At 71.4% G+C, this 19,623-nt stretch carries 17 protein-coding genes; 5 read left to right on the top strand and 12 right to left on the bottom strand.

The genetic code is table 11. The features are described 5' to 3' along the window. Positions 1–495: ABC transporter ATP-binding protein (locus NJ376_RS13345; protein ID WP_252953763.1), on the top strand; the 495-nt coding region annotated here is incomplete at its 5' end. Between the two features lie 23 nt (positions 496–518). Further along, on the top strand, positions 519–1,760 hold the full coding sequence (locus NJ376_RS13340; protein WP_252953762.1) for an ABC transporter substrate-binding protein: 1,242 nt from the start codon (positions 519–521) through the stop codon (positions 1,758–1,760). A 99-nt stretch (positions 1,761–1,859) separates the two neighbouring features. Here the strand turns inward: NJ376_RS13340 and NJ376_RS13335 are convergent, their stop codons facing one another. Both NJ376_RS13335 and NJ376_RS13330 read right to left on the bottom strand, forming a co-directional pair. Continuing rightward, positions 1,860–2,339, bottom strand: a complete 480-nt coding sequence (locus NJ376_RS13335; protein ID WP_252953761.1) for a response regulator — start codon at positions 2,337–2,339, stop codon at positions 1,860–1,862. Continuing rightward, positions 2,336–6,703: an ATP-binding protein gene (locus NJ376_RS13330; protein ID WP_252953760.1), complete on the bottom strand. Its 4,368-nt coding sequence runs from the start codon at positions 6,701–6,703 to the stop codon at positions 2,336–2,338. Before NJ376_RS13330 ends, NJ376_RS13335 begins: the two co-directional genes overlap by 4 nt. 225 nt (positions 6,704–6,928) lie before the next feature. Between NJ376_RS13330 and NJ376_RS29315 the strand changes: the two genes are divergently transcribed. Beyond that, positions 6,929–7,156, top strand: coding sequence for a diguanylate cyclase domain-containing protein (locus NJ376_RS29315; RefSeq protein ID WP_252953759.1), 228 nt, complete (start codon positions 6,929–6,931; stop codon positions 7,154–7,156). Between the two features lie 307 nt (positions 7,157–7,463). Beyond that, positions 7,464–7,682: a hypothetical protein gene (locus NJ376_RS13320; RefSeq protein ID WP_252953758.1), complete on the top strand. Its 219-nt coding sequence runs from the start codon at positions 7,464–7,466 to the stop codon at positions 7,680–7,682. Positions 7,683–7,794: 112 nt separating this feature from the next. Here NJ376_RS13320 and NJ376_RS13315 read toward each other — a convergent pair whose 3' ends face one another. The 8 genes from NJ376_RS13315 to NJ376_RS13280 form a co-directional block, all read right to left on the bottom strand. Then, complete coding sequence (locus NJ376_RS13315) at positions 7,795–10,185, bottom strand: DNA topoisomerase IV subunit A (protein ID WP_252953757.1); 2,391 nt, start codon at positions 10,183–10,185, stop codon at positions 7,795–7,797. A 274-nt stretch (positions 10,186–10,459) separates the two neighbouring features. After that, on the bottom strand, positions 10,460–11,191 hold the full coding sequence (gene recO, locus NJ376_RS13310) for a DNA repair protein RecO (RefSeq protein WP_252953765.1): 732 nt from the start codon (positions 11,189–11,191) through the stop codon (positions 10,460–10,462). A 118-nt stretch (positions 11,192–11,309) separates the two neighbouring features. Then, positions 11,310–12,215, bottom strand: coding sequence for a GTPase Era (era, locus tag NJ376_RS13305; RefSeq protein WP_252953756.1), 906 nt, complete (start codon positions 12,213–12,215; stop codon positions 11,310–11,312). A gap of 164 nt (positions 12,216–12,379) precedes the next feature. Then, positions 12,380–13,096, bottom strand: coding sequence for a ribonuclease III (gene rnc / locus NJ376_RS13300; RefSeq protein ID WP_252953755.1), 717 nt, complete (start codon positions 13,094–13,096; stop codon positions 12,380–12,382). Between the two features lie 2 nt (positions 13,097–13,098). Further along, positions 13,099–13,836 (bottom strand): signal peptidase I, encoded by a 738-nt coding sequence (lepB, locus tag NJ376_RS13295; RefSeq protein ID WP_252953764.1) that lies wholly within the window; start codon positions 13,834–13,836, stop codon positions 13,099–13,101. Positions 13,837–13,999: 163 nt separating this feature from the next. Beyond that, a complete protein-coding gene (locus tag NJ376_RS13290; protein ID WP_252953754.1) occupies positions 14,000–14,761 on the bottom strand; it encodes an SDR family oxidoreductase in 762 nt (253 codons plus the stop codon). Positions 14,762–14,880: 119 nt separating this feature from the next. After that, a complete protein-coding gene (locus tag NJ376_RS13285; protein WP_252953753.1) occupies positions 14,881–15,921 on the bottom strand; it encodes a zinc-dependent alcohol dehydrogenase in 1,041 nt (346 codons plus the stop codon). A 134-nt stretch (positions 15,922–16,055) separates the two neighbouring features. After that, on the bottom strand, positions 16,056–17,795 hold the full coding sequence (locus NJ376_RS13280) for an acetolactate synthase catalytic subunit (protein WP_252953752.1): 1,740 nt from the start codon (positions 17,793–17,795) through the stop codon (positions 16,056–16,058). A gap of 102 nt (positions 17,796–17,897) precedes the next feature. Between NJ376_RS13280 and NJ376_RS13275 the strand changes: the two genes are divergently transcribed. Further along, a complete protein-coding gene (locus tag NJ376_RS13275) occupies positions 17,898–18,050 on the top strand; it encodes a hypothetical protein (protein WP_252953751.1) in 153 nt (50 codons plus the stop codon). A 130-nt stretch (positions 18,051–18,180) separates the two neighbouring features. Here the strand turns inward: NJ376_RS13275 and NJ376_RS13270 are convergent, their stop codons facing one another. Next, the gene (locus tag NJ376_RS13270) at positions 18,181–18,903 is read right to left on the bottom strand and encodes a 2OG-Fe(II) oxygenase (protein ID WP_252953750.1); all 723 of its coding nucleotides are present in this window, start codon (positions 18,901–18,903) and stop codon (positions 18,181–18,183) included. A 66-nt stretch (positions 18,904–18,969) separates the two neighbouring features. After that, a complete protein-coding gene (locus NJ376_RS13265; RefSeq protein WP_252953749.1) occupies positions 18,970–19,623 on the bottom strand; it encodes an NrsF family protein in 654 nt (217 codons plus the stop codon).

Raw genomic sequence — 19,623 nt, 5'->3', positions numbered from 1 at the left:
CTCGGCATCGCTCATGTCCCGGAAGGCCGCCAGGTCTTCAAGGGCCTGACGGTGCGCGAGAATATCGAGATGGGAGCCTATCCCGAGGCCGGGCGGCAGCGCTGGGCGGAGACGCTGGAACGCATCCACGCCCTCTTCCCCATCCTGGCGCAGCGGGAAAGCCAGCTCGCCGGCACCCTCTCGGGCGGAGAGCAGCAGATGCTGGCCATCGCCCGCGGCCTGGCCAGCGCGCCGCGGCTGCTGATGCTGGACGAGCCCTCCATGGGCCTAGCCCCGGCGGTGGCCGACATGATCTTCGACCGCATCTCGCAGATCCACCGGGAGGCCGGGCTGACCATCCTGCTGGTGGAGCAGCGCGTGGCGGAGGCGCTGGAGCTGGCCGACCGCGGGTATGTGCTGGAGACCGGCCGCATCGTGCTGGAAGGGCCCTACCAGACGCTGCTCAGCGACGACCGCGTGCGCCGCTCCTATCTCGGGATCGGCGAGGACGGATGACCATCCACCGGGGAGGGAACGACATGACAGGCAACATCACCCGCCGCGACGCCCTGGCGCTCGGCGCCGGGGCCGCGACGCTCGGCGGCGTCCGCCGCGCCCGCGCCCAGGCGCCGTCCGAGGTGAAGGTCGCATTGCTGGCACCGATCTCCGGCCCCTGGGCGCGCCAGGGGCTGCTGATGAAGATGGGCGCGGAGATGGCGATCGACGACATCAACGCCTCCGGCGGCGTCCGCGCCCTGGGCGGGGCGAAGATGAAGCTCGTCATCTACGATGCCGGCGACAGCACGGAGAAGGCGAAGAACGCCGCCCAGCGCCTGGTGGCGCAGGAGCCGGACCTGGTCGGCGGCACCGGCGCCTGGCTCAGCAGCTTCACCCTGGCGGTGACGGAGGTGACGGAGCGCGCCGAGATCCCCTGGCTGACCCTCTCCTACGCCGACAGCCTGACGAGCCGCGGCTTCCGCTACATCTTCCAGTCCTCGCCGACCAACGACAACCAGGCCATCGCCATCCTGCCGACGCTGATGCAGCTTGCGGAGCGGGCAACCGGCAAGAAGCCGACGCGGGTCGGCCTGATCTCGGACAGCACCGCCTCGCCGCAGAGCTTCGTGAAGCCAGTACGGGCGACGGAGGCGGCGAAATACGGGCTGCGCATCGTGGTGGACGAGACCTTCACTCCGCCGCTCTCGGACGCCACGCCGCTGATCCAGAAGGTGCGCAGCGCACGGCCGGACTTCCTGCTGCTGATCGCCACCAACGTCCCGGACGACAAGCTGCTGGTGGAGAAGCTGAACGAATATGGCCTCGGCCAGGCGAAGCTGCCGACCATCGGCAATGGCGGCCACATGGCAGTGCCGGAGCTGGTGCAGCTGACGAGCCCGCAGATCCTGGAAGGGCTGATGGTCTGCATGGCGAATTGGCCGGGCAAGGAGCAGGACGCGCTGGTCGCCCGCTTCAAGGAGCGCACCAAGGAGCCCTGGATGGGCCATGACAGCATCTTCCCCTATGCGCACATGATGATCCTGCGGGAGGCGATGGAGCGCGCCGCCTCCCCCGACCGGAAGAAGGTGGCGGAGGCGATCCGCGGCTTCGACATCCGCAATGAGGGCCCGGCGCTGTTCTTCCCCAGCAAGCGGCTGAAATACGATGAGCGCGGCCGGCTGGTGGATGCGCAGCTCGTCACCGTGCAGTGGAAATCGGGCGTGCCGCAGGTGGTGGATCCGCCCTCCATGGCGACGGCCGAGGCTTATTGGCCGAAGGGCTGAGCGGGCGCGGCGCCGCCGCAGGCCGCAGCGCTGCCGGCGGGGGGCTTGGCCGCCCCCGCAGGGCCAGGGTCCGGGCGGGTGCCGCCCGGGCGGCGCGCTTCAGCCGGTGCCGTAGAGCTGTAGGCCGGAGGGCAGGCGTCGCGGCAAAGGACGCCCCCGCATCACCGCCTCGGCCGCGGCGACGGAGGCGACCAGCTCGCCTTCCGTGAAGGGCTTGCTCAGGCAGCCCAGCGCCACGCTCCGGTCCTCGGTGCCCGGGCAATTGCCGGTGACGAACAGCACCGGAATGCCGAGCGTGGCGAAATCGGCGGCGATCTGCACCCCGCTGGACCCGTTCGCCAGCCTGATGTCCACCAGCGCAAGGTCGGGCTGCGGGGTGGCCTGCCGGGCCAGCCGCGCGGCGCTGCCGCCATCCGCCGCCACGCCCACCACGATATGGCCCGCGGCGGTGAGGAAGGATTCGATCTCCAGCGCGACCAGCGCCTCGTCCTCGATCACCAGGATGCGGAGCGGATTGCCGCTGTTCCCGCCCGCATCGGCCACCATCATCAGCAGCATCAACTTGTCTCGGCCGATCAAGACCCGCTCTCCCCTGCCCCGGCGCCGTCTTCCCTGGAGTCCGGCAGCGGCATGATGACATCGAAGGCGGTGCCGCCCTCCGGCGGGGCGGAACGGACCTCCAGCCGGCCACGCAATTGTCGGACCAGGGTTGTCACGATGCGCATGCCGACCCCGCGGGAGGCCGCAGGGTCGAACCCTTCCGGCAGGCCGACCCCGTCATCCCGCACCGAGATGACCAGCATGCTCGCTTCCACCTCCGATCGCCGCAGGGAGACCTGCACCGTGCCCTCCTGGCCCTCTGGAAAGGCATATTTCACCGCATTCGTCACCAGTTCCGAGATGACCAACGCCAGCGGCACCGCCCGGTCCACAGGCGCGCGCATCGCCCCGCCGCCGCGAGCCGCCTCGGACTCGAATTCGAGCTGGATGCGCCCCCGCGGATCGAGCGCCGCGACCGTATCGTCGCACAGCTCCCGCAGGAAGGTCCCGAGGTCGTCGATGCGGCCATGGGTCCCGGACTGATAGAGCCGCCGATGCACCTGGGAGACCACGCCGATGCGCCCCCGCGCCTCCGCCAGCCCGATCTGCAACTCCGGATCGGCGGAGCGGGAGGCCTGCAGGGAGAGCAAGGAAGAGACGAGCTGGAGGCTGTTCTTCACCCGGTGGTTGACCTCGTGCAGCAGCGCCTCCCGGACCTCCAGCGCCTCCCGCAGCGCCGCTTCGGCCAAGCGCTGTGCGGTCACGTCGGTCAAGGATTCCAGCACCGCCACCGGCCGGCCCTCGGCATCGCGCCGCAGCATCTTGCGGGCCGCGACGACCACCTCGGTCCCCTTCCGGGTGATCTGCCGAAGGTCGCCGACCCACTCGCCCTCCCGCTCCAGCCTGGCCTCGATCTCTGCGCGCGGGATCGGGAAGACGGTGCGCAGCAGAAGATGGGCGTCGCGGCCGGTTGCCTCCGCCACGCTCCAGCCATAGAGCCGGGCGCAGCCTTCCGACCAGAAGAGAATGGTACCGGCCAGGTCGCGTGCCATGGAGGCGCCGAGGTCGAGCGTCGCCAGCAGGTCGCGCAGCCGCGCCTCGCTGCTGCGGAGCGCCGCCTCCACCGCGCCGCGCGCTGCAATCTCCCGCTGCGCAGCCTGATAGAGCCGGGCATTGTCGATGGCGATCGCCGCCTGCACGGCGATGCCGGCAACCAGCCGCTCCGACCGCTCGGTGAACATCCCCGGCCGCGGGTGGCCGAAGAACAGCCCGCCCAGCACCCCGCCCGACCGGGAGGTGACTGGCACCGCCAGGTAGCTCCGCACCGGCAGATGCCCCTCCGGCATGCCGCGATTCGGTGCGTTACGCCCGTAGCGAGGGTCCTGCGTGATGTCGTCTACCCGGACGATGCCCTCGCCACGAAAAGTTGGCCCGAAGACCTCGGTATTGCGCGGCATCGGGAAATTGTCGAAGGCCTCCCGCGGAGCGCCCGACAGGGCATAGAGGGTGTAGGCCTCCCCGCGCTCGTCCAGCACGTTGTAGAAGAAGGCGCCGAAGGCCGCACCGGAGAGCTCGGTCGCGGCATCCGTCACCATCTGGACCACGCGGCTGAGGTCGAGTTCGGCGGCCAGCGCCTCTCCGGTGCGGTTGAGCAATTCCAGCCGGCGCGTTTCCTCGCGCAGCGCCTCCTCCGTCCGGCGGCGGTCGGTGATGTCCACTGCGGCGCAGACCGCCCCCGTCACTTCGCCCGCCGCATCGCGCAGCGGCGTCGCATGGCACAGCAACACCACGGAGGGGGAGCCGTCGGCGAAGCGGATCTCCTGCTCGTCGCCGCGCACCTCCTCGCCGCGTGCCGCGCGCTGGATCGGCAGGGTCTCCACTGCCGCCTCCACCCCGTCGCGGAAGGCGCGGAAGCTCGGGCGCTCCGACACCGCTGCCGCCAGGGAGGCATTGGCGTCCTCCGGCAGGTGGAGCAACGCCGCGGCGCGGCGGTTGCCCCAGACCTCCCGCGCCTCGGCGTCCCGGGTGAACCAGACGCCGGCCGGGACCGTCGCCAGCACGGCCTCAAGCTCGGCGGAGCGGGCGCGCACCGCCTCCGCCGCCTCGCGGCGGATCCGAGCGAGCGACAGATTGGCACTGACCCGGGCCAGCAGCTCGCGGGCGGAGAAGGGCTTGATCAGGTAGTCATCCGCGCCGGCATCCAGCCCCTCCACCTCAGCTTCCTCACCGGCCCGGGCGGAGAGGAGGATGACCGGCACTTCCGCCAGGCCGGGATCGGCCCGCAGCGCCCGCAGCAGGCCGAAGCCGTCGAGGCGCGGCATCATCACGTCCGAGAGCACGAGGTCGGGCCGCCGCTGCCGCGCCGCCGCCAGCGCCGCCTCGCCATCCGCCACCGCCGCCACCGCATAACCGAAATCGGTCAGCAGCCGGCCGACATAGTCGCGCATATCGGCATTGTCGTCGGCCAGCAGCACGTACCCGCCCCGCCCGCCGCCCGGCAGGGCGGGCAGCCGCAGGAGATCCTCGGGGCGCTCGGCCGGCAGCGGGCGTTCCGCCTCCGCCGCCTCCCCCTGCAGCCAGCGGCGCGCCTCCTCGACATAGGCCCCGGCGCGGCCCGAGGCCGGGGCGGGCGCGGCCGCAGCCGGCAGATGACCGACCCCGAAGGGCAGCGTCACGGTGAAGGCGCTGCCCTCGCCCGGACGGCTCTCCACCGCGATCTCGCCGCCATGCAGCCGCACCAGCTCCCGCACCAGCGCCAGGCCGATGCCGCTGCCCTCGAAGCTGCGGCCCCTGGCGCCCTCCACACGGTGGAAGCGCTCGAAGATCCGCGGCAGGGCCGCGGCCGGGATGCCGGTGCCGGTGTCGCGGACCGTCAGCGCCGCCGTGGCGCCGGACACCGCGCGAAGCGAGACGCCGATGCTGCCCTCGAAGGTGAATTTGAAGGCGTTGGAGAGCAGGTTGAGGACGATCGTCTCCCACATGCTGCGGTCCACGAGGACCGGCGCTGGCAAAGTCGGACAATCCACCTCCAGCGCCAGCCCGGCGCGCTCGCAGAGCGAGCGGAAGGAGGAGGCGAGTTCGGCGGTGAAGGCGGCAAGGTCCACCGGGACGAAATGCGCCTGGGCGCGCCCGGCCTCGACGCGGGAGAAATCCAGCAGGCTGTTCACCAGCCGCAGCAGGCGGTGGGCGTTGCGGTGCGCCACCTCCACCCGCTTGCGATCCTCCGGCGCCAGCCGCGCCGCCTCGGCCAGCACCTCTTCCAGCGGGCTGAGCATCAGCGTCAGCGGCGTGCGGAATTCGTGGCTGACATTGGAGAAGAAGGCGGTCTTGGCGCGGTCCAGCTCGGCCAGCGCCTCGGCCCGCCGCCGCTCCTCCTCATAGGCATCGGCATTGGCGATGGCGGCCGAGACCTGGCCGGAGACCAGGCCGAGGAATTGCCGGTAGCCCTCGTCAAACAGGCGGAAGGGATTCAGCCCGACGACGAGGCAGCCGGCCCGCCCTGTCGCCCCGGCGGTGGCAATGGGCAGCAGGACGGCCTGGGTGGGCGGTCGCGGCCAGGCGCCGGCCGGCAAGCCGAAGCCGAACCGGGCCGACAGGTCCGGGACCAGGCGCAGCTCCGGCTGGCGCAGCACCTCGGCGACCGGCCAGGGCGAGTCGCCGCCGGCGAGCGGCAGGCGGGCGGGCGCAGCCGGGTGCCCGACGGTGATGCCCGCGGTGCCGAGGAGGGAGAGGCTCTCCCCGTCCGGCACCGCCATGTAGAGCAGGGCAAAGGGCAGGTCGCGCGGGTTGCCGGCGAGGGTGGCGGCTGCCCGTTCGCAGACCTGCCGCCAGTTCCGCGCATCGGCGGTGTTGGCGGCAAGGTCCCGCAGCAGGGCGAGTTGGCGCTCGCCGATGACGCGTTGGGTGTCCTCGGTATTGGCGCAGATGATGCCGCCGGTGCCCGGCCCGTCCTTCGGCACCGGGCTGTAGGAGAAGGTGTAGTAGGTCTCCTCCGGATAGCCGTGGCGCTCCATGACGAGGAGCTGCTTCTCCACATAGGTGCCTTCGTCGCCAGTCAGCGCGGTGGCGAGCAGCGGGCCGATATCGTCCCAGATCTCCTGCCAGACCTCGGCGGTGGGCCGGCCCAGCGCCCAGGGATGCTTACCGCCGATGATCGCCTTGTAGGGATCGTTGTAGAGGAAGACCAAATCCTTTCCCCAGCCGATCCAGATCGGCTGGCGCGAGGTCAGCATGATGCGGACGGCGGTCTTCAGGCTCTGGGGCCAGGAGCCGGGAGGGCCGAGGGATGTCGCAGCCCAGTCGTGCCGCCGCATCAGCGCCCCCATTTCGCCGCCGCCGGCGAGGAAAGGGTGCGCGGCCTCCTGCGCCAAGGAGGGTATCGGGAGCGTCAGCTCGGGACGCATGCACGGCCTGCCACGGGCCTGCGCCGCCGGGGCGCGGGACGCGCAGCGAGCGTCCCGGCAGGCCGGCGATCAGGCCGATTTTCGGGCGCCCTCGAGGCAGGGCGTGAAGGTGGCACCGGCGTTCTCCTGCTGAAGCCATCATGAATGGCAACCTTATCGGCTGGCCTTCTGCAAGCCATGGCGTGATCATAAAATCGCCGGGAGCGCGCTAAGGTTGTGCGGGCCGTGGCGCCCGGTGATCCGGCCCGGCAGGTAACTTTTCCAGCTCCGTTTCCTCCCCCGGCGGCCTGGCCGGGCGGCGCGACGCCCTCCTCCACGGTGCCGCTGTTCGACAGCGGTAGTTTCAAGCGGACCGGGGGCAGCTGCGGCCATGAGGCCGGCGATGTCATGCTCCGCGACGTGGCGGAGAGGCTGGCCGCCAGTCTCCGCCAGCGGGATGATGTCTGCCGCTGAAGCGGGCCGGAAGTCCCTGTCTTCGTGTTTAATTCGAGCGCGCCGTCGCTGGGCTTTATGCCCGGCGCAGCGGGGCGCGTTGGCTGTGACGGTCGCCATCGGCGCCGTGGTGCGCTCACCGTCCTGCTCCGCAACGCCGACGCGGCGCTGCAGGAAGCGCAGTGCGGCGGCTGGGACCGGGCGATGGGCCGAACGAGGCCACGCCCTCTGCCGGCGCCGGATCCGACCGAAACGCTCGCGGTAAAGTTAACCCGCCGAGGTCGGGCCTGGCCTTCCCCGCGCAATCCACAGGTGTATGTGGCAGTCCATGAACGCGAAGATGATCGACGAACTTCTCGTCAAAGCCGCAGAATTGAGACGCCTCAGAACGCTCATGAGCTGCGGGGCCGATGCCGATGCCCTGCTGCGCGATGCCTTGTCCCTGGAGCGGACGGCGGAGCTGCTGCACCGCTCGGCCGCCCGACAGGGTGCCGCCTGGTATCTGCGCATGCTGCCGGGGCAGCCCATGCCGGGCACTGCCTCCTGAACAGCTGAAGGGCGGCCGCGGTCGCCATGCCCTGGCGGACCGCGCTACGCCCCCCGAACCGCCCGCGACCCGGACCGGCCCCATGCAGGGGCCCGCCGCGAGGGCCGGCCGGTCACTCGCCGAAGCGGTTGCTCCGCGGGAAGCCGTTGGGCGGCAGCCGCCCCGCCCCGGCCCGGTTGCCGCGCCAGGGCGCTAGGTCGGTCTCCACCCGCACCCTGTCGCCGAGGCGCCAGCTCAGCCCCTCCTTGCGGGTGAACACCTTGGCGTCGGCGAGCCCGCCCTCCTTGTAGGATTGCAGTTGCACGCCGCGGCCGCGCGCCATCTCCGGCACCTGGTCCAGCGGGAAGAGCAGCAGCTTGCGGTTCTCGCCGATCACCGCGACGGTGTCGCCCTCCGCCGGGACGCAGAGCAGCGCCTCCTTGCCCGCCTCCGGCACCAGCACCTGCTTGCCGGTGCGCTTTTCCGCCAGCAGGTCCTCTCCCTTCACCACAAAGCCCCTTCCGTCCTGGGAGGCGACCAGGAAGCGCTCCCCCTCCCGGTGGACGTGCAGGGAAAGCACGGCGTCCTCGTTGGTGAGATCCACCATCAGCCGCACCGGCTGGCCATCGCCGCGGCCGCGCGGGATGGCCTCCGCCTTCAGCGTGTAGGCCTTGCCGTTGGTAGCGAAGAGCACGAGTCGGTCCGTGGTCTGGGCATGCACCCAGGTGTGCAGGCTGTCGCCCTCCTTGAAGCGCAACTCAGCATCTTCGGGGATGTGGCCCTTCTGCGCCCGGATCCAGCCCTTTTCGGAGAGGATGACGGTGATCGGCTCGCGCTCAAGGAAGGCGTTCTCGTCCACCACCACCGCGGGCAGCGCCGCGCCGGTGACGGTACGGCGGGCATAGGGGTCCCGCACCCAGGGATGAGCATCCGCCGCCACGCCCTTCACCAGGGCGCCGGCGCCGAATTTCGCCTGCATCGCCTCCAGCTCGGCGCCGATCGCGTCCCAGCGCTTCGCCTCGGACTTCATCAGCCCCTGCAGGCTCTTCTGCTCCGCGCTGAGCTTCTTGTGCTCCTTGCGGATCTCCATCTCCTCCAGCTTGCGCAGGGCGCGCAGCCGCATGTCGAGGATGGCGTTGGCCTGGATCTCGGTCAGGCCGAAGGCGGCCATCAGGGCCTCCTTCGGCTTGTCCTCCTCCCGCACGATGCGGATCACCTCATCGAGGTTGAGATAGACGATGAGGTAGCCGTCGAGGATCTCGAGCCGCCGGGCGATCGCCGCCAGCCGGTGCTCGGTGCGGCGGACCAGCACCTCGTGCCGGTGCTCCAGCCAGCTCCACAGCACCTCCGGCAGGCCCATCACCCGCGGCGTGCGGTCGGCATCCAGCACGTTCATGTTGAGCGGGATGCGCGCCTCCAGCCCGGTCGCTCGGAACAGCGTCTCCATCAGCATGGCCGGGTCGATGTTGCGGCTCTTCGGCTCCAGCACCAGGCGCACAACGTCGGTGCTCTCGTCCCGCACATCGCCCAGCAGGGGCAGCTTCTTCTCCTCCAGCAGCGCGGCGATCTGTTCGATCAGCTTCGCCTTCTGCACCTGGTAGGGAATCTCGGTGACGACGATCCGCCAGGTGCCGTTCTTCTGCGCCTCCTGCTCCCATCTGGCGCGCACCCGGAACCCGCCGCGGCCGGTGCGGTAGGCCTCGCGGATCGCCTCAGGCGGCTCCACCAGCACGCCGCCGGTGGGGAAGTCCGGGCCCTTCACCACGGCCAGCATCGGCGCCAGCGACGCGTCGAGGAACTCGGCCCGCGCCGGGTGCGGCGCGCCGCCCAGCAGGCTGCCGGCCTCGCCCGGCCGCAGCTTCACCTGTTCCAGCGTCAGCTTCTGCGCCCGGAACACCTCGAGCTGCGCCAGGGCCGCGGCGCAGAGCTCCCCGGCATTGTGCGGCGGGATGCTGGTCGCCATGCCGACGGCGATGCCGTTGGCGCCATTGGCCAGCAGGTTCGGGAAGGCGGCCGGCAGCACCACCGGCTCCTGCTCCTCCCCATCATAGGTGGCGCGGAAATCGACGGTGTCGTCGTCGATGCCGGCGAGCATGGCCTGCGCCACCTCGGTGAGGCGGGCCTCAGTGTAGCGCATGGCCGCGGCGTTATCGCCGTCGATATTGCCGAAATTGCCCTGGCCTTCCACCAGCGGATAGCGGGCGGCGAAATCCTGGGCCAGGCGCACCATGGCGTCGTAGATCGCGGCATCGCCATGCGGATGGTATTTGCCCATCACGTCGCCGACGATGCGGGCGCATTTCTTGAAGCCCGCATCCGGGTCCAGCTTGAGCTGGTGCATGGCCCAGAGCAGGCGGCGATGCACCGGCTTCAGCCCGTCCCGCACATCCGGCAGGCTGCGCGCCATGATGGTGGACATGGCATAGGCCAGGTAGCGCTCGGAGAGCGCATCGGCGAGGCGGGTGTCTCGGGTGGCGCCGCCCTCCGGCCCGGGGGCGGGGGGAGCCTTGATGTCGTCCGGCATGGGCTTCGGATTCGCGCTTCGTTCCTGTCCGGCCCGGTCTAGCGGAAGGGCGGGCCCGGCGCCAGGGTCAGGCCGCCGGAGCAATATCCGGCCGGTTGGCATCCCCGATGGACCCTTGGATCCGACAGGCACGGCAGCTGGAGCGGCTTATCGCCGGCCCGATTGCTCGCGGCCTGGTCCCTCAGGCCGGAGGCAGGCCCGTCCCCGGTCCGCCCCCGAAAGAGGGCCGGCGGACGATCGAAACCGAGCCAGCGGCCCGCGCCGAAGCTCGGCCTTAGGCCGCCAGCGCGGCGACGCGGTCGGCCAGCGCCACCCGCGCCAGCGGCAGGCCCTGCCGCCGGTGCCCCAGCACGTCCCGCGCCAGGAAATGGCCCGTCAAGCGCAGCCCGTCCCGCCACTCGGCCGGCCCGGGCGGCGGCCCCTGGCCGAGCAGGAAGCCTGGCAGGGGCAGCAACCGGTCAGCCCAGGGCGCGCCGGCCGTCTCGCTCACCGCCCGACCGGTCCGGGGGGAGACCCAGCGCAACGCCTCCGTCCCGCCCGTCGCGGCGCAGCGCGCCAGGTCCAACCCATAGCCGAGATCGGCCAGCAATTCGGCCTCCCAGCCCACATACTCCGCCAGCACCGGCGCCGCCCCGCCGGGCAGGCGAATAATCAGCGAGGCCAGTCCGCGATAGGCGCGCGGATGCGCCTCCCGCTCAGGCAGCGCCGCCTCCGCCACCGCGCAGCCGGCGGCGAGCAGCGCCAGGGCGAGCGGATCCTCCATGGCCAGGGCGGCGGCCGGGTGCAGCAGCTCTCCGGTCAGGCTGCCGAGCTGGTCCGGCAGCCGCGCCACCCAACGCGCCTCGATCAGATTGCCCGGCTGCCAGAGCGGCGCCTGGGCGCGCGACGCGCCGCCGCGCGCCAGCCCGGCATGGCGACCCTCGGCCTCGGTCAGGACGGAGACCACGGCCCCGCCCTCGCCATGCGGCCGCGCGGCCAGCACGATTGCCTGGGCCTGCCATTCCATGAGGGAAAGATAGGATGTCCGGCCGGCCCTGCCACCCATCGCAGGGCCACCGCCCTATTACCCTTGCCGGGAGTGGCTCCCCGCTCCGCTGGAAGCTGACGCTCGGGACGGCGCGCCGCTACTCGTCCTGTTCCAGGCCGAGGGCGCGGATGCGCCCCGTCTCCTCATCCCAGCCCGGCCGGTCCTTCACATTGAGGAAGAGATGAACCCGCCGCTCCAGCAGCGCCGTCAGCTCCCGTCGTGCCCCGGCGCCGATCGCCTTCACCCTCGCGCCGGCATCGCCGATCAGGATGGCCTTCTGGCTCGGCCGGCCGACATAGATGGTGCAGTCGATGCGCACGCTGCCATCCGGCCGCTCCTGCCAGCTCTCGGTCTCCACCGTGGTGTGGTGGGGCACCTCCTGATGGGTCTGGCGCAGGATCTGCTCCCGCACGATCTCGGCCGCCAGCATCCGGTTGGGCAGGTCGGAGAGCTCATCCTCGGGGAAGAGGTAGGGGCCGGGTGGCATGGCCTCCGCCAGCCTGGCCAGCAGCCGGTCCAGGCCGCGCTGCTTCTCGGCGGAGATCATAAAAGTTTCGGCGATGGGCAGCAGGGCATTCAGCTCCGCGGCCAGCGGCAGCAGCCGGGGCGGCTCGATCAGATCCACCTTGTTCAGCGCCAGCCAGACCGGGCGCCTCACCTTGGCCAGCCTGTCGCAGATCGCCCGCACCGACTCCGTGATACCGGCCCTGGCATCGACGATCAGCAGGGTGAGGTCGGCATCCTGCGCCCCGCCCCAGGCGGCGGCGACCATGGCGCGGTCCAGCCGGCGGCGCGGGGTGAAGATGCCGGGCGTGTCCACCAGCACGATCTGCGCGGCCTGGTGCATGACCACGGCGCGGATGCGGAAGCGGGTGGTCTGCGGCTTGGGCGAGACGATGGTGACCTTGGTGCCGGCCAGCGCATTCACCAGGGTGGACTTGCCCGCGTTGGGCGCGCCGACCACGGCCACCAGCCCGCAGCGGGTCTCGCCGGCAGCCGCCACGCCAGCCCCTTCGGCACCCACAGAGTGAAGGGTGTCACCGGCAGCCCCCCCGTGCTGGCTTTCGCCGGCACCCGGCGCCGCCGCGCCAGCCCGTTCGGCGCCGGCGTCGGGCCGGGTCTCCTCGGCCCCAGGCGCTGCACCGCCCACGATGGACTCCTTCCCGCTCATCCGCCCCCGATTCCGGCCAGCCAGGCCTCCGCGGCCCGCTGCTCCGCCGCACGCTTGGTGTCACCCACCCCCTCGGCAGAACGCCCGGCCGCGGTCACCGTCACCACGAACACCGGCTGGTGCGGCGGCCCGGCGGTGGAGGCCAGGCGATACTCCGGCAGCCCATGCCCCCTGCCCTGCAGCCATTCCTGCAGCCGGCTCTTGGGCGAGGCCTGGGGCCGTTCCGGCCCGGCCTCGATCTCTCCCGCAAAGGCGCGGCGGAAGAAGCGGCGCGCCGCCTCCAGCCCGCCATCCAGGTAGAGCGCGCCGAGCACCGCTTCCAGCGCATCCGCCAGCACGTTCTGCCGCGTGGCGAGGCCCGAGCGCCCCTCGCCCGGCGCCACCATCAGGTAGCGGCCGAGCTCCTCCATCTCCGCCACCCGGGCCAGGGTGTCCCAGGCCACCAGCACACCGAAGCGGCGCATCAGCGTGCCCTCGCGCTCCTCCGGGAAGCGCTCCCCCAGCCATTCCGCCATCAGCAGCGCCAGAACCCGGTCGCCGAGGAATTCCAGGCGCTCGTTGGAATCGAGCTGGCCGCGCTGCGGGTCGCCCGCCGAACGGTGGGTCAGGGCCTGGCGCAGCAGGGCCGGGTTGGCGAAGTCATGCCCGATGCGGCGGGCAAGCTCCTGGAAATCGGGAGGCGCGGCCGGCTCCGCCTGCTTCTTCCGGGCCATGCTCAACGGATGGCGGAGAACAGGCGCGACCAGCGGATCGCCATCGGCCAGCCCCACACCTCCCACCAGGCCGCAGAGCCATCGATGGAGAAGAAGATGAACTCCGCCCGGCCAACCAGATTCTCCAGCGGGATGAAGCCGACTTCAGGAAAGCGGCTGTCCTGGCTGTTGTCCCGGTTGTCGCCCATGCCGAAGACATAGCCCTGCGGCACCCGGTACTCATCCGTGTTGTCCGCCCGGCCATAATTGTCCGAGCATTCGAGGATGGCGTGCACCCGGCCTTCCGGCAGCGTCTCCCGGTAGAGCTTCGGCCCGTCCGTGCCGTAGCAGCGGTCGAGATTTGAGGGCCCCACCAGCTCCCGCTTCACCGGCTGGCCGTTCACGTGCAGGACGCCGTTGCGCACCTGGATGCGGTCCCCCGGCAGGCCGATGATGCGCTTGATGTAATCCTGGCTGGGGTCGCGCGGCAGCTTGAACACCGCCACGTCGCCGCGCTCCGGCAGGCTGCCGAAGATGCGCCCGGAGAACAGGTTGGGCCCGAGCGGCATGGAGTAGCGGGAATAGCCGTAGGAATATTTCGAGACGAAGAGGTAGTCCCCCACCAGCAGGGTCGGGATCATGGAGCCGGAGGGGATGTTGAAGGGCTCGAAGGCGATGGTGCGGATGCCGATGGCGATCAGCCCGGCATAGAGGATCGTCTTCACGCTCTCGAGCCAGCCGCCCGACTTGTTCTTCGCCATGGAGCTGCTCAAGGGGAGGTCCGCCTGGGTTGGACTCCTGCGGGTTGAAGCCCGCCGGAAGGGGGGAGTCAAGGAAGGGTGCATCCCGGCCGGCCGCCGGGCACGGCGGGCGGGATGACAGTCGCATGGCCGGGGCTGACGGCGCGCTTATCCGCGTCGCAGATCAGGGCATGAAGCTGCCGCCGCCAACATCGAGGGTGGCGCCATTGAGGTAGGAGGCGGCATCGGAGGCGAGAAAGGCCGCCACCTCCGCCACATCCTCCGGCGTCCCGACCCGGCCGACCGGCACCTGGGCCAGGAAGGCGGCATTGGCGGCATCGGTGGTGCCGCGGGACATCGGCGTGTCGATCCGGCCAGGGGCGATGGAGTTCACCGTGATGCCGTCCGGGCCGAGCTCCGTCGCCAGGCTGCGGGCGAAGCCCATGAGGCCGGATTTGGCCGCGGCGTAATGCGCGCCGGCGATCTGGCTCTTCGCCCGCGCGGCCTGGCTGGTGAGCATGATGACGCGGCCCCAGCGGCGGGCCCGCAGCGGCGCGATGCAGGCCTGGGAGACGAGGAAGGCGCCGGTGAGGTTCACCGCCAGCACCCGGCGCCATTCCTCGGCGGGCATGTCGCGGATCTTCCGCGCCTTGCCGTCCGGCCCTTTGGGGGAGATGCCGGCATTGTTCACCAGGATGCCGAGGCGGTCCCACCAGTCGCCGAGCAGGGAGGGCAGGTTGGCCACGGCCGCGTCATCCGCCACGTCCAGGGCGATTGCGCGGGCCTGGCCGCCCGCGGCGCGGATCGCCTCGGCCACCGCCTCCCGCTCGGGGATGACATCGGCGACGGCCACGGGATGGCCCAGGGCGGCGAATTTGGTGGCGATTGCGGCACCGATGCCGCGTCCGGCGCCGGTGATCAGGGCCACGCGATTCTGGTTGCTCATGGGCTGGTCCTCATCCCCTCCCCCGCTGGCGGGGTGGCTGGCGGCGGGTTTGCAAGGCGGAGGAAGCCCCCGCCCCTGCCCTCCCCCGCAGGCGGGGAAGGAAGATCGGCCTCATCCCCTCAGGCGACGGAGGGGGAGAGGATCACCTTGCTCGCCGCGCGCTGGCGGGCGAGCTCGAAGCCTTCCAGCCCGCGCTCCAGCGGCAGGCGGTGGGTGATCATCGGGCGGAAGGCCTCCGGCGTTGCGCCGAGATGCGCCAGCACCCGGTCCCAGGTGCGGCGCTCCGCGCCATGGGTGGCGCGGAGCTGGTGGCGCATGCGGACGAAATTGGTCAGCGGCAGGGTCAGCGCCTCGGCATGGATGCCGGCGGCGACGATGACGCCGCCCTTCTTCAGCACGGCCATGCCCTCGTTCAGCGTGGCCGGCACCCCGGTCGCCTCCAGCACCACATCCACGGCGCGGCCGCCGGTGAGCGCCAGCACCTGCTCAGCCAGCGGTCCCTCCGCCACATCCACCAGATCGGCGAAGCCGAGCGCCTTCAGCACCTCGAAGCGTGGCGCATCGGCGCGGCCGGCGATGATGACCCGCGCCGCGCCGGCCAGCCGGGCGAAGAGGGCGATGGCCTGGCCGATGGTGCCCGGCCCCAGTACCAGCACCGTATCGCCCAACCCGACCTCCGCGGTCAGCACCGCCTCCGCGCCCACGCCAAGGGGCTCGGCCAGCGCCGCCACCTCCATGTCGAGCTGAGGCGGGATGGCGACGCAGCAGCGGGAGGGGATGCGGACCTCCGCCTGGAAGCCGCCATCCCGGGTCAGGCCGATGGTCTCCCGCTTCAGGCAATTGCGCGTCTCGCCGCTGCGGCAATTGGCGCAATGGCCGCAGAAGACGAAGGGGATGACGGCGACCCGGTCGCCCTCGGCGAAGCCCGAGCCGGTGCCGTTGCGGCTGATGGTGCCGGCGAATTCATGGCCCATGGTCAGGGGCAGGTGCGGGACCATGAACTCATAGCCCGCGGTCCATTCATAGGCATGGACGTCGGAGCCGCAGATCCCGGCCGCCTCCACCCGCACCACCACCTCGGCCGGACCGGGCGGCGGGGCGTCCGGGATTTCCTGGAACTCCAGCCCGAATTCCGGCCGAGTTTTGCGCAACGCCAGCATCCTGGGACTTCCTTCAATGAACCGGACCGCCTGCTGTCCTGCCGTGGCTTTGCCACGGCAGGCTGTGCGAGGCGCTGATCATCGAGCGCCTCCGGGGCCCCCAGGGCGTTGCGCAGCAACGTCATGGGGACCAATCAAAACGGCTCCGGGTAATGGCCGGCGTAGAAGGAGATGGGCGGCTTCGCGTCGGGGTCGGTGACCATGTCGATCAGCACCGGCTTCGGCGAGGCCAGCGCCGCCTCCAGCGCGCCGCGAATCGCGCCGCTCGCCTCCACCCGCACCCCCTCCACGCCGCAGGCGCGGGCGATGGCGGCGTGGTCCACGGCGGTGAAGTTCACGGCGATGGTGTGCTCGCCGAATTTCACCTCCTCGGCATGCTTCTGGTAGCCGAGGATGCCGTTGTTCAGCACCAGCAGCGTCACCGGCAGCTCCATCCGCCGCAGCGTCTCCAGCTCCGCCCAGCTATGGCCGAAGCCGCCATCGCCGCAGAGGCAGACCACGCGCGCATCGGGGGCGGCGATCTGCGCGCCGATGGCCATGGGCAGGCCCCAGCCGAGGCCGGCAATGCCGCGCGGGGTGAGGAAGCGCTGCCCCGGCCGCCGCGCCGTCAGGTAATTCGCGATCCAGATGGAGGAGTAGGAGGCATCGGCGACGACGATGTCCTCCGGCCCGAGGAGCGCATCCAGCTCTGCCATCAGCCGCTCCGGCCGTGGCAGCTTGGCGTCGCGGGTGGTGATGCCGGCGATGGTCCGCTTCCAGGTGGCGATGCCGGCGGCGATCTCCGCCTCCAGCGCCGGGCGGGCGGCGGCGCGGGCAGAGAGGTCGCGCGATTTCAGCGCCTCGGTCAGCGCCGCCAGGGTGAGCTTGGCATCGCCCACCAGCCGCATCGCCTCGTAATTCCGGCCGACCTCCATCGGGTCGAGGTCCAGATGGATAAAGCGCGTGCCGGGCTGGAACAGCTTCCAGCTATCGGTGCCGTTCTGGTTGGTGCGGTTGCCGACCAGCAGCACCAGATCGGCGCGGTCCACCATGGGACGCAGCGCCTGGGTGCGCGCCCCCTGCCCCATTACATAGCCGATGACGCCGAGGGTCAGCGGATGCGTCTCCGCCACGCTGCCCTTGCCCATGACGGTGGTGGCGATGGGAAGATGCGCCACCTCCTGCAGCACTGCCAGCTCGGCCACCGCGCCGGAGAGGTGCACGCCGCCGCCGGCGACCACCAGCGGGTGCTTGGCGCTGGCCAGCGCATCGGCCGCCAGGGCGATGGCGGCGGGGTCGGCCAGCACCCGGTCCAGCGGCGCCTCGCCCAGCGAAAGCTGCCGCGGCCGCAGCAGGGAGGAGATAGGCGCCGCCGCCTCGGTCAGCAGATCGGCCGGCGTCAGCAGCACGGCAGGGCCCGGCCGGCCGGAGGTGGCGGCGGTGAAGGCCATGTCCACATAGTCGTCGAGCCGGTCGGCGCGGTCGATCCGGCGGACCCATTTCGCCACGGGGGCGAACATGTTGAGGTGGTCCAACTCCTGGAAGGCGTTGCGGTCGGTGGCGTCGCGCGTCACCTCCTGCACCAGGGCGACGATGGGAATGCTGGCCTTCAGCGCCTCGGCCAGCGGCGGCACCAGCAGGGTGGCAGCGGGGCCGTTCTGGGCGGTGACCACGCCCACCTTGCGGGAGATGCGGGCATAGCCATCCGCCATGGTCCCGCCGGCATTCTCCTGGCGATAGACCTTCTGCTCGATTCCCACATGCGGCGCCGCCAGGTGGAAGGCGCTGGGCAGGCTCTGGCCAAAGGTCAGGGTGACGCCATGGCGGCGAAAGGCTTCGGCAAGGCGAAGGGCGACGGTGGCGTTGCTGCTGCCTGGCGCGGCTTGGTCCGGCATGGCGTTCCCCTGGATGCTTCGGCGCGACCCTAATCAGGGTGGCGGGCCAGGGGAAGAAGGTGCCTTGCCCTCGCCCGGCTTCCGCCACAGCTTGGCCCTCCCATGCCGCCTCCCCCACGCCGCGACCTGCTGCCCGTCATCGCGCTGATCGTCATCCTGGCCGTGCTGGGGGGCGGGTACCTGCTCTTCCCTGCCCTGCACCGGGCGATGAGCTACCAGGACTGCATCGCCTCCGGCCGGATCACCGGATGCTGAGTTCCCCATGACGTTGCTGCGCAACGCCATGGTGGGCCCCGGAAAGCGCTCGATGAGCGGCGCATGGCACAGCCTGGCGCGGCAAGGCCGCGTCAGGGCAACGGGCAGCCGGGTTGCCAAGGGGCTCAATTCAGGCTGCGTCGTGGAAGATTACACCCAGGGTGAAGCGCTGGCCGGCGCGGAGGCGGCTGACGCCATGGCGCAGGGTGACACGGTAGGTGCCGCGCGTGCCTTGCACCGGGCGATGATGGACGGCGAAGGCTACCGCCTCCCCCTGGCGCAGCGGCACCACCTCGGCGCGGGACTGCATGCGGGGGCGCTGCTCCGTCAGGACGAATTCGCCGCCCTGGAACTCCTCACCGGGGGCCGAAAGCAGCACCGCCACCTGCAGCGGAAAGACCAGCGGGCCATAAAGGTCCTGGTGCAGGCAATTATAGTCGCCCGGCCCGTAGCGCAGCAGCAGCGGCGTCGGCCGGCACTGCCCCGCGGCATGGCATTCGGCCAGGAAGTCGGCGAGCTCCGGCGGGTAACGCCGCGCCTCGCCCAGCCGCTCGGCCCAGCCATTGGCGATGGGCGCCAGGCGGCGATAGAGCGCCTCCCGCAGCGCCGCCACCGGGGCCGGCAGCGGGGCGGCAAAGTATTTGTACTCGCCCTGGCCGAAGCCATGGCGGGCCATGACGATGCGGCTGCGGAACCCTTCCTCCTGCCCGTAGAGCGCGGCCAGGGCGGCGCATTCCTCCGGCCGCAGCAGGGGACCGAGGGCGGCGGCGCCGTAGCGGTCCATCTCCCCGGCCAGATGCGTCCAGTCCAGTGCGGCAATGCGTTCGGCAATGTCCATAAGGCTGTGTGGCATGGATCGGGCCGCCCCGCCTGCCGCATCTTGCGCTGACCTATCCGGCCGCGCGGCCGGGAGCGGGATCTATCCCGAACCCGGCGCACGCATCAGCAGCCGGTCGCCGAACAGGCTGACCAGGCCCAGCAGCACCAGCGCCGCGCCGCTGTGCCAGAGCAGCACCATCACCGCCGCATCCAGATGGTGGAAGAGCGTCAGCCCCGCCGAGCAGAGCGCCGCCGAGGCCAGGGCGCCGAGCAGCAGCACCGGCCGCGGCCGCACCGGCCCGGCATGGCGCAGCAGCAGCAGCAGCGCCGCGGTCAGCGGCGCCCCCAGCAGCAGGGTGAAGCGCAGGCAGCCCCAGGAGGTCTCGAGCTGGCCCTCGATGGGGCCGAGCCGGACGATATCCGCCAGGCATCCCCAGCCGAGACTGGCCAGCCAGAGCACCAGCGGCGGCAGCGGCAGCAGGCCCCAGGCGGCCGACCGGTCCGCCCGGGCCAGCATGGCAGCGGCCAGGGCGGCGCAGATGCCGGTGGCGACCGACGCCAGCCACTGCCCGAGCTCGAAGGGCAGCGCCATCCGCGCCTGCAGATCGTGCCGGAGGCCGATGGCCAGCACGCACAATCCGATGGCCGCCGCCGCCAGCGCCAGCCAGAGCAGCGCCTGCCAGCCGGGCGGGGCCATGCGCCGCACCGGGGTGAGATCGGCGGTCAGCTGGCCGATCAGATCCTCGCTCCGCAC

This window comes from Siccirubricoccus soli, from assembly GCF_024178315.1.
Classification (GTDB): domain Bacteria; phylum Pseudomonadota; class Alphaproteobacteria; order Acetobacterales; family Acetobacteraceae; genus Siccirubricoccus; species Siccirubricoccus soli.
Note: the sequence above shows the minus strand (reverse complement) of the source record. Positions and strands in the feature narration are given on the sequence as shown.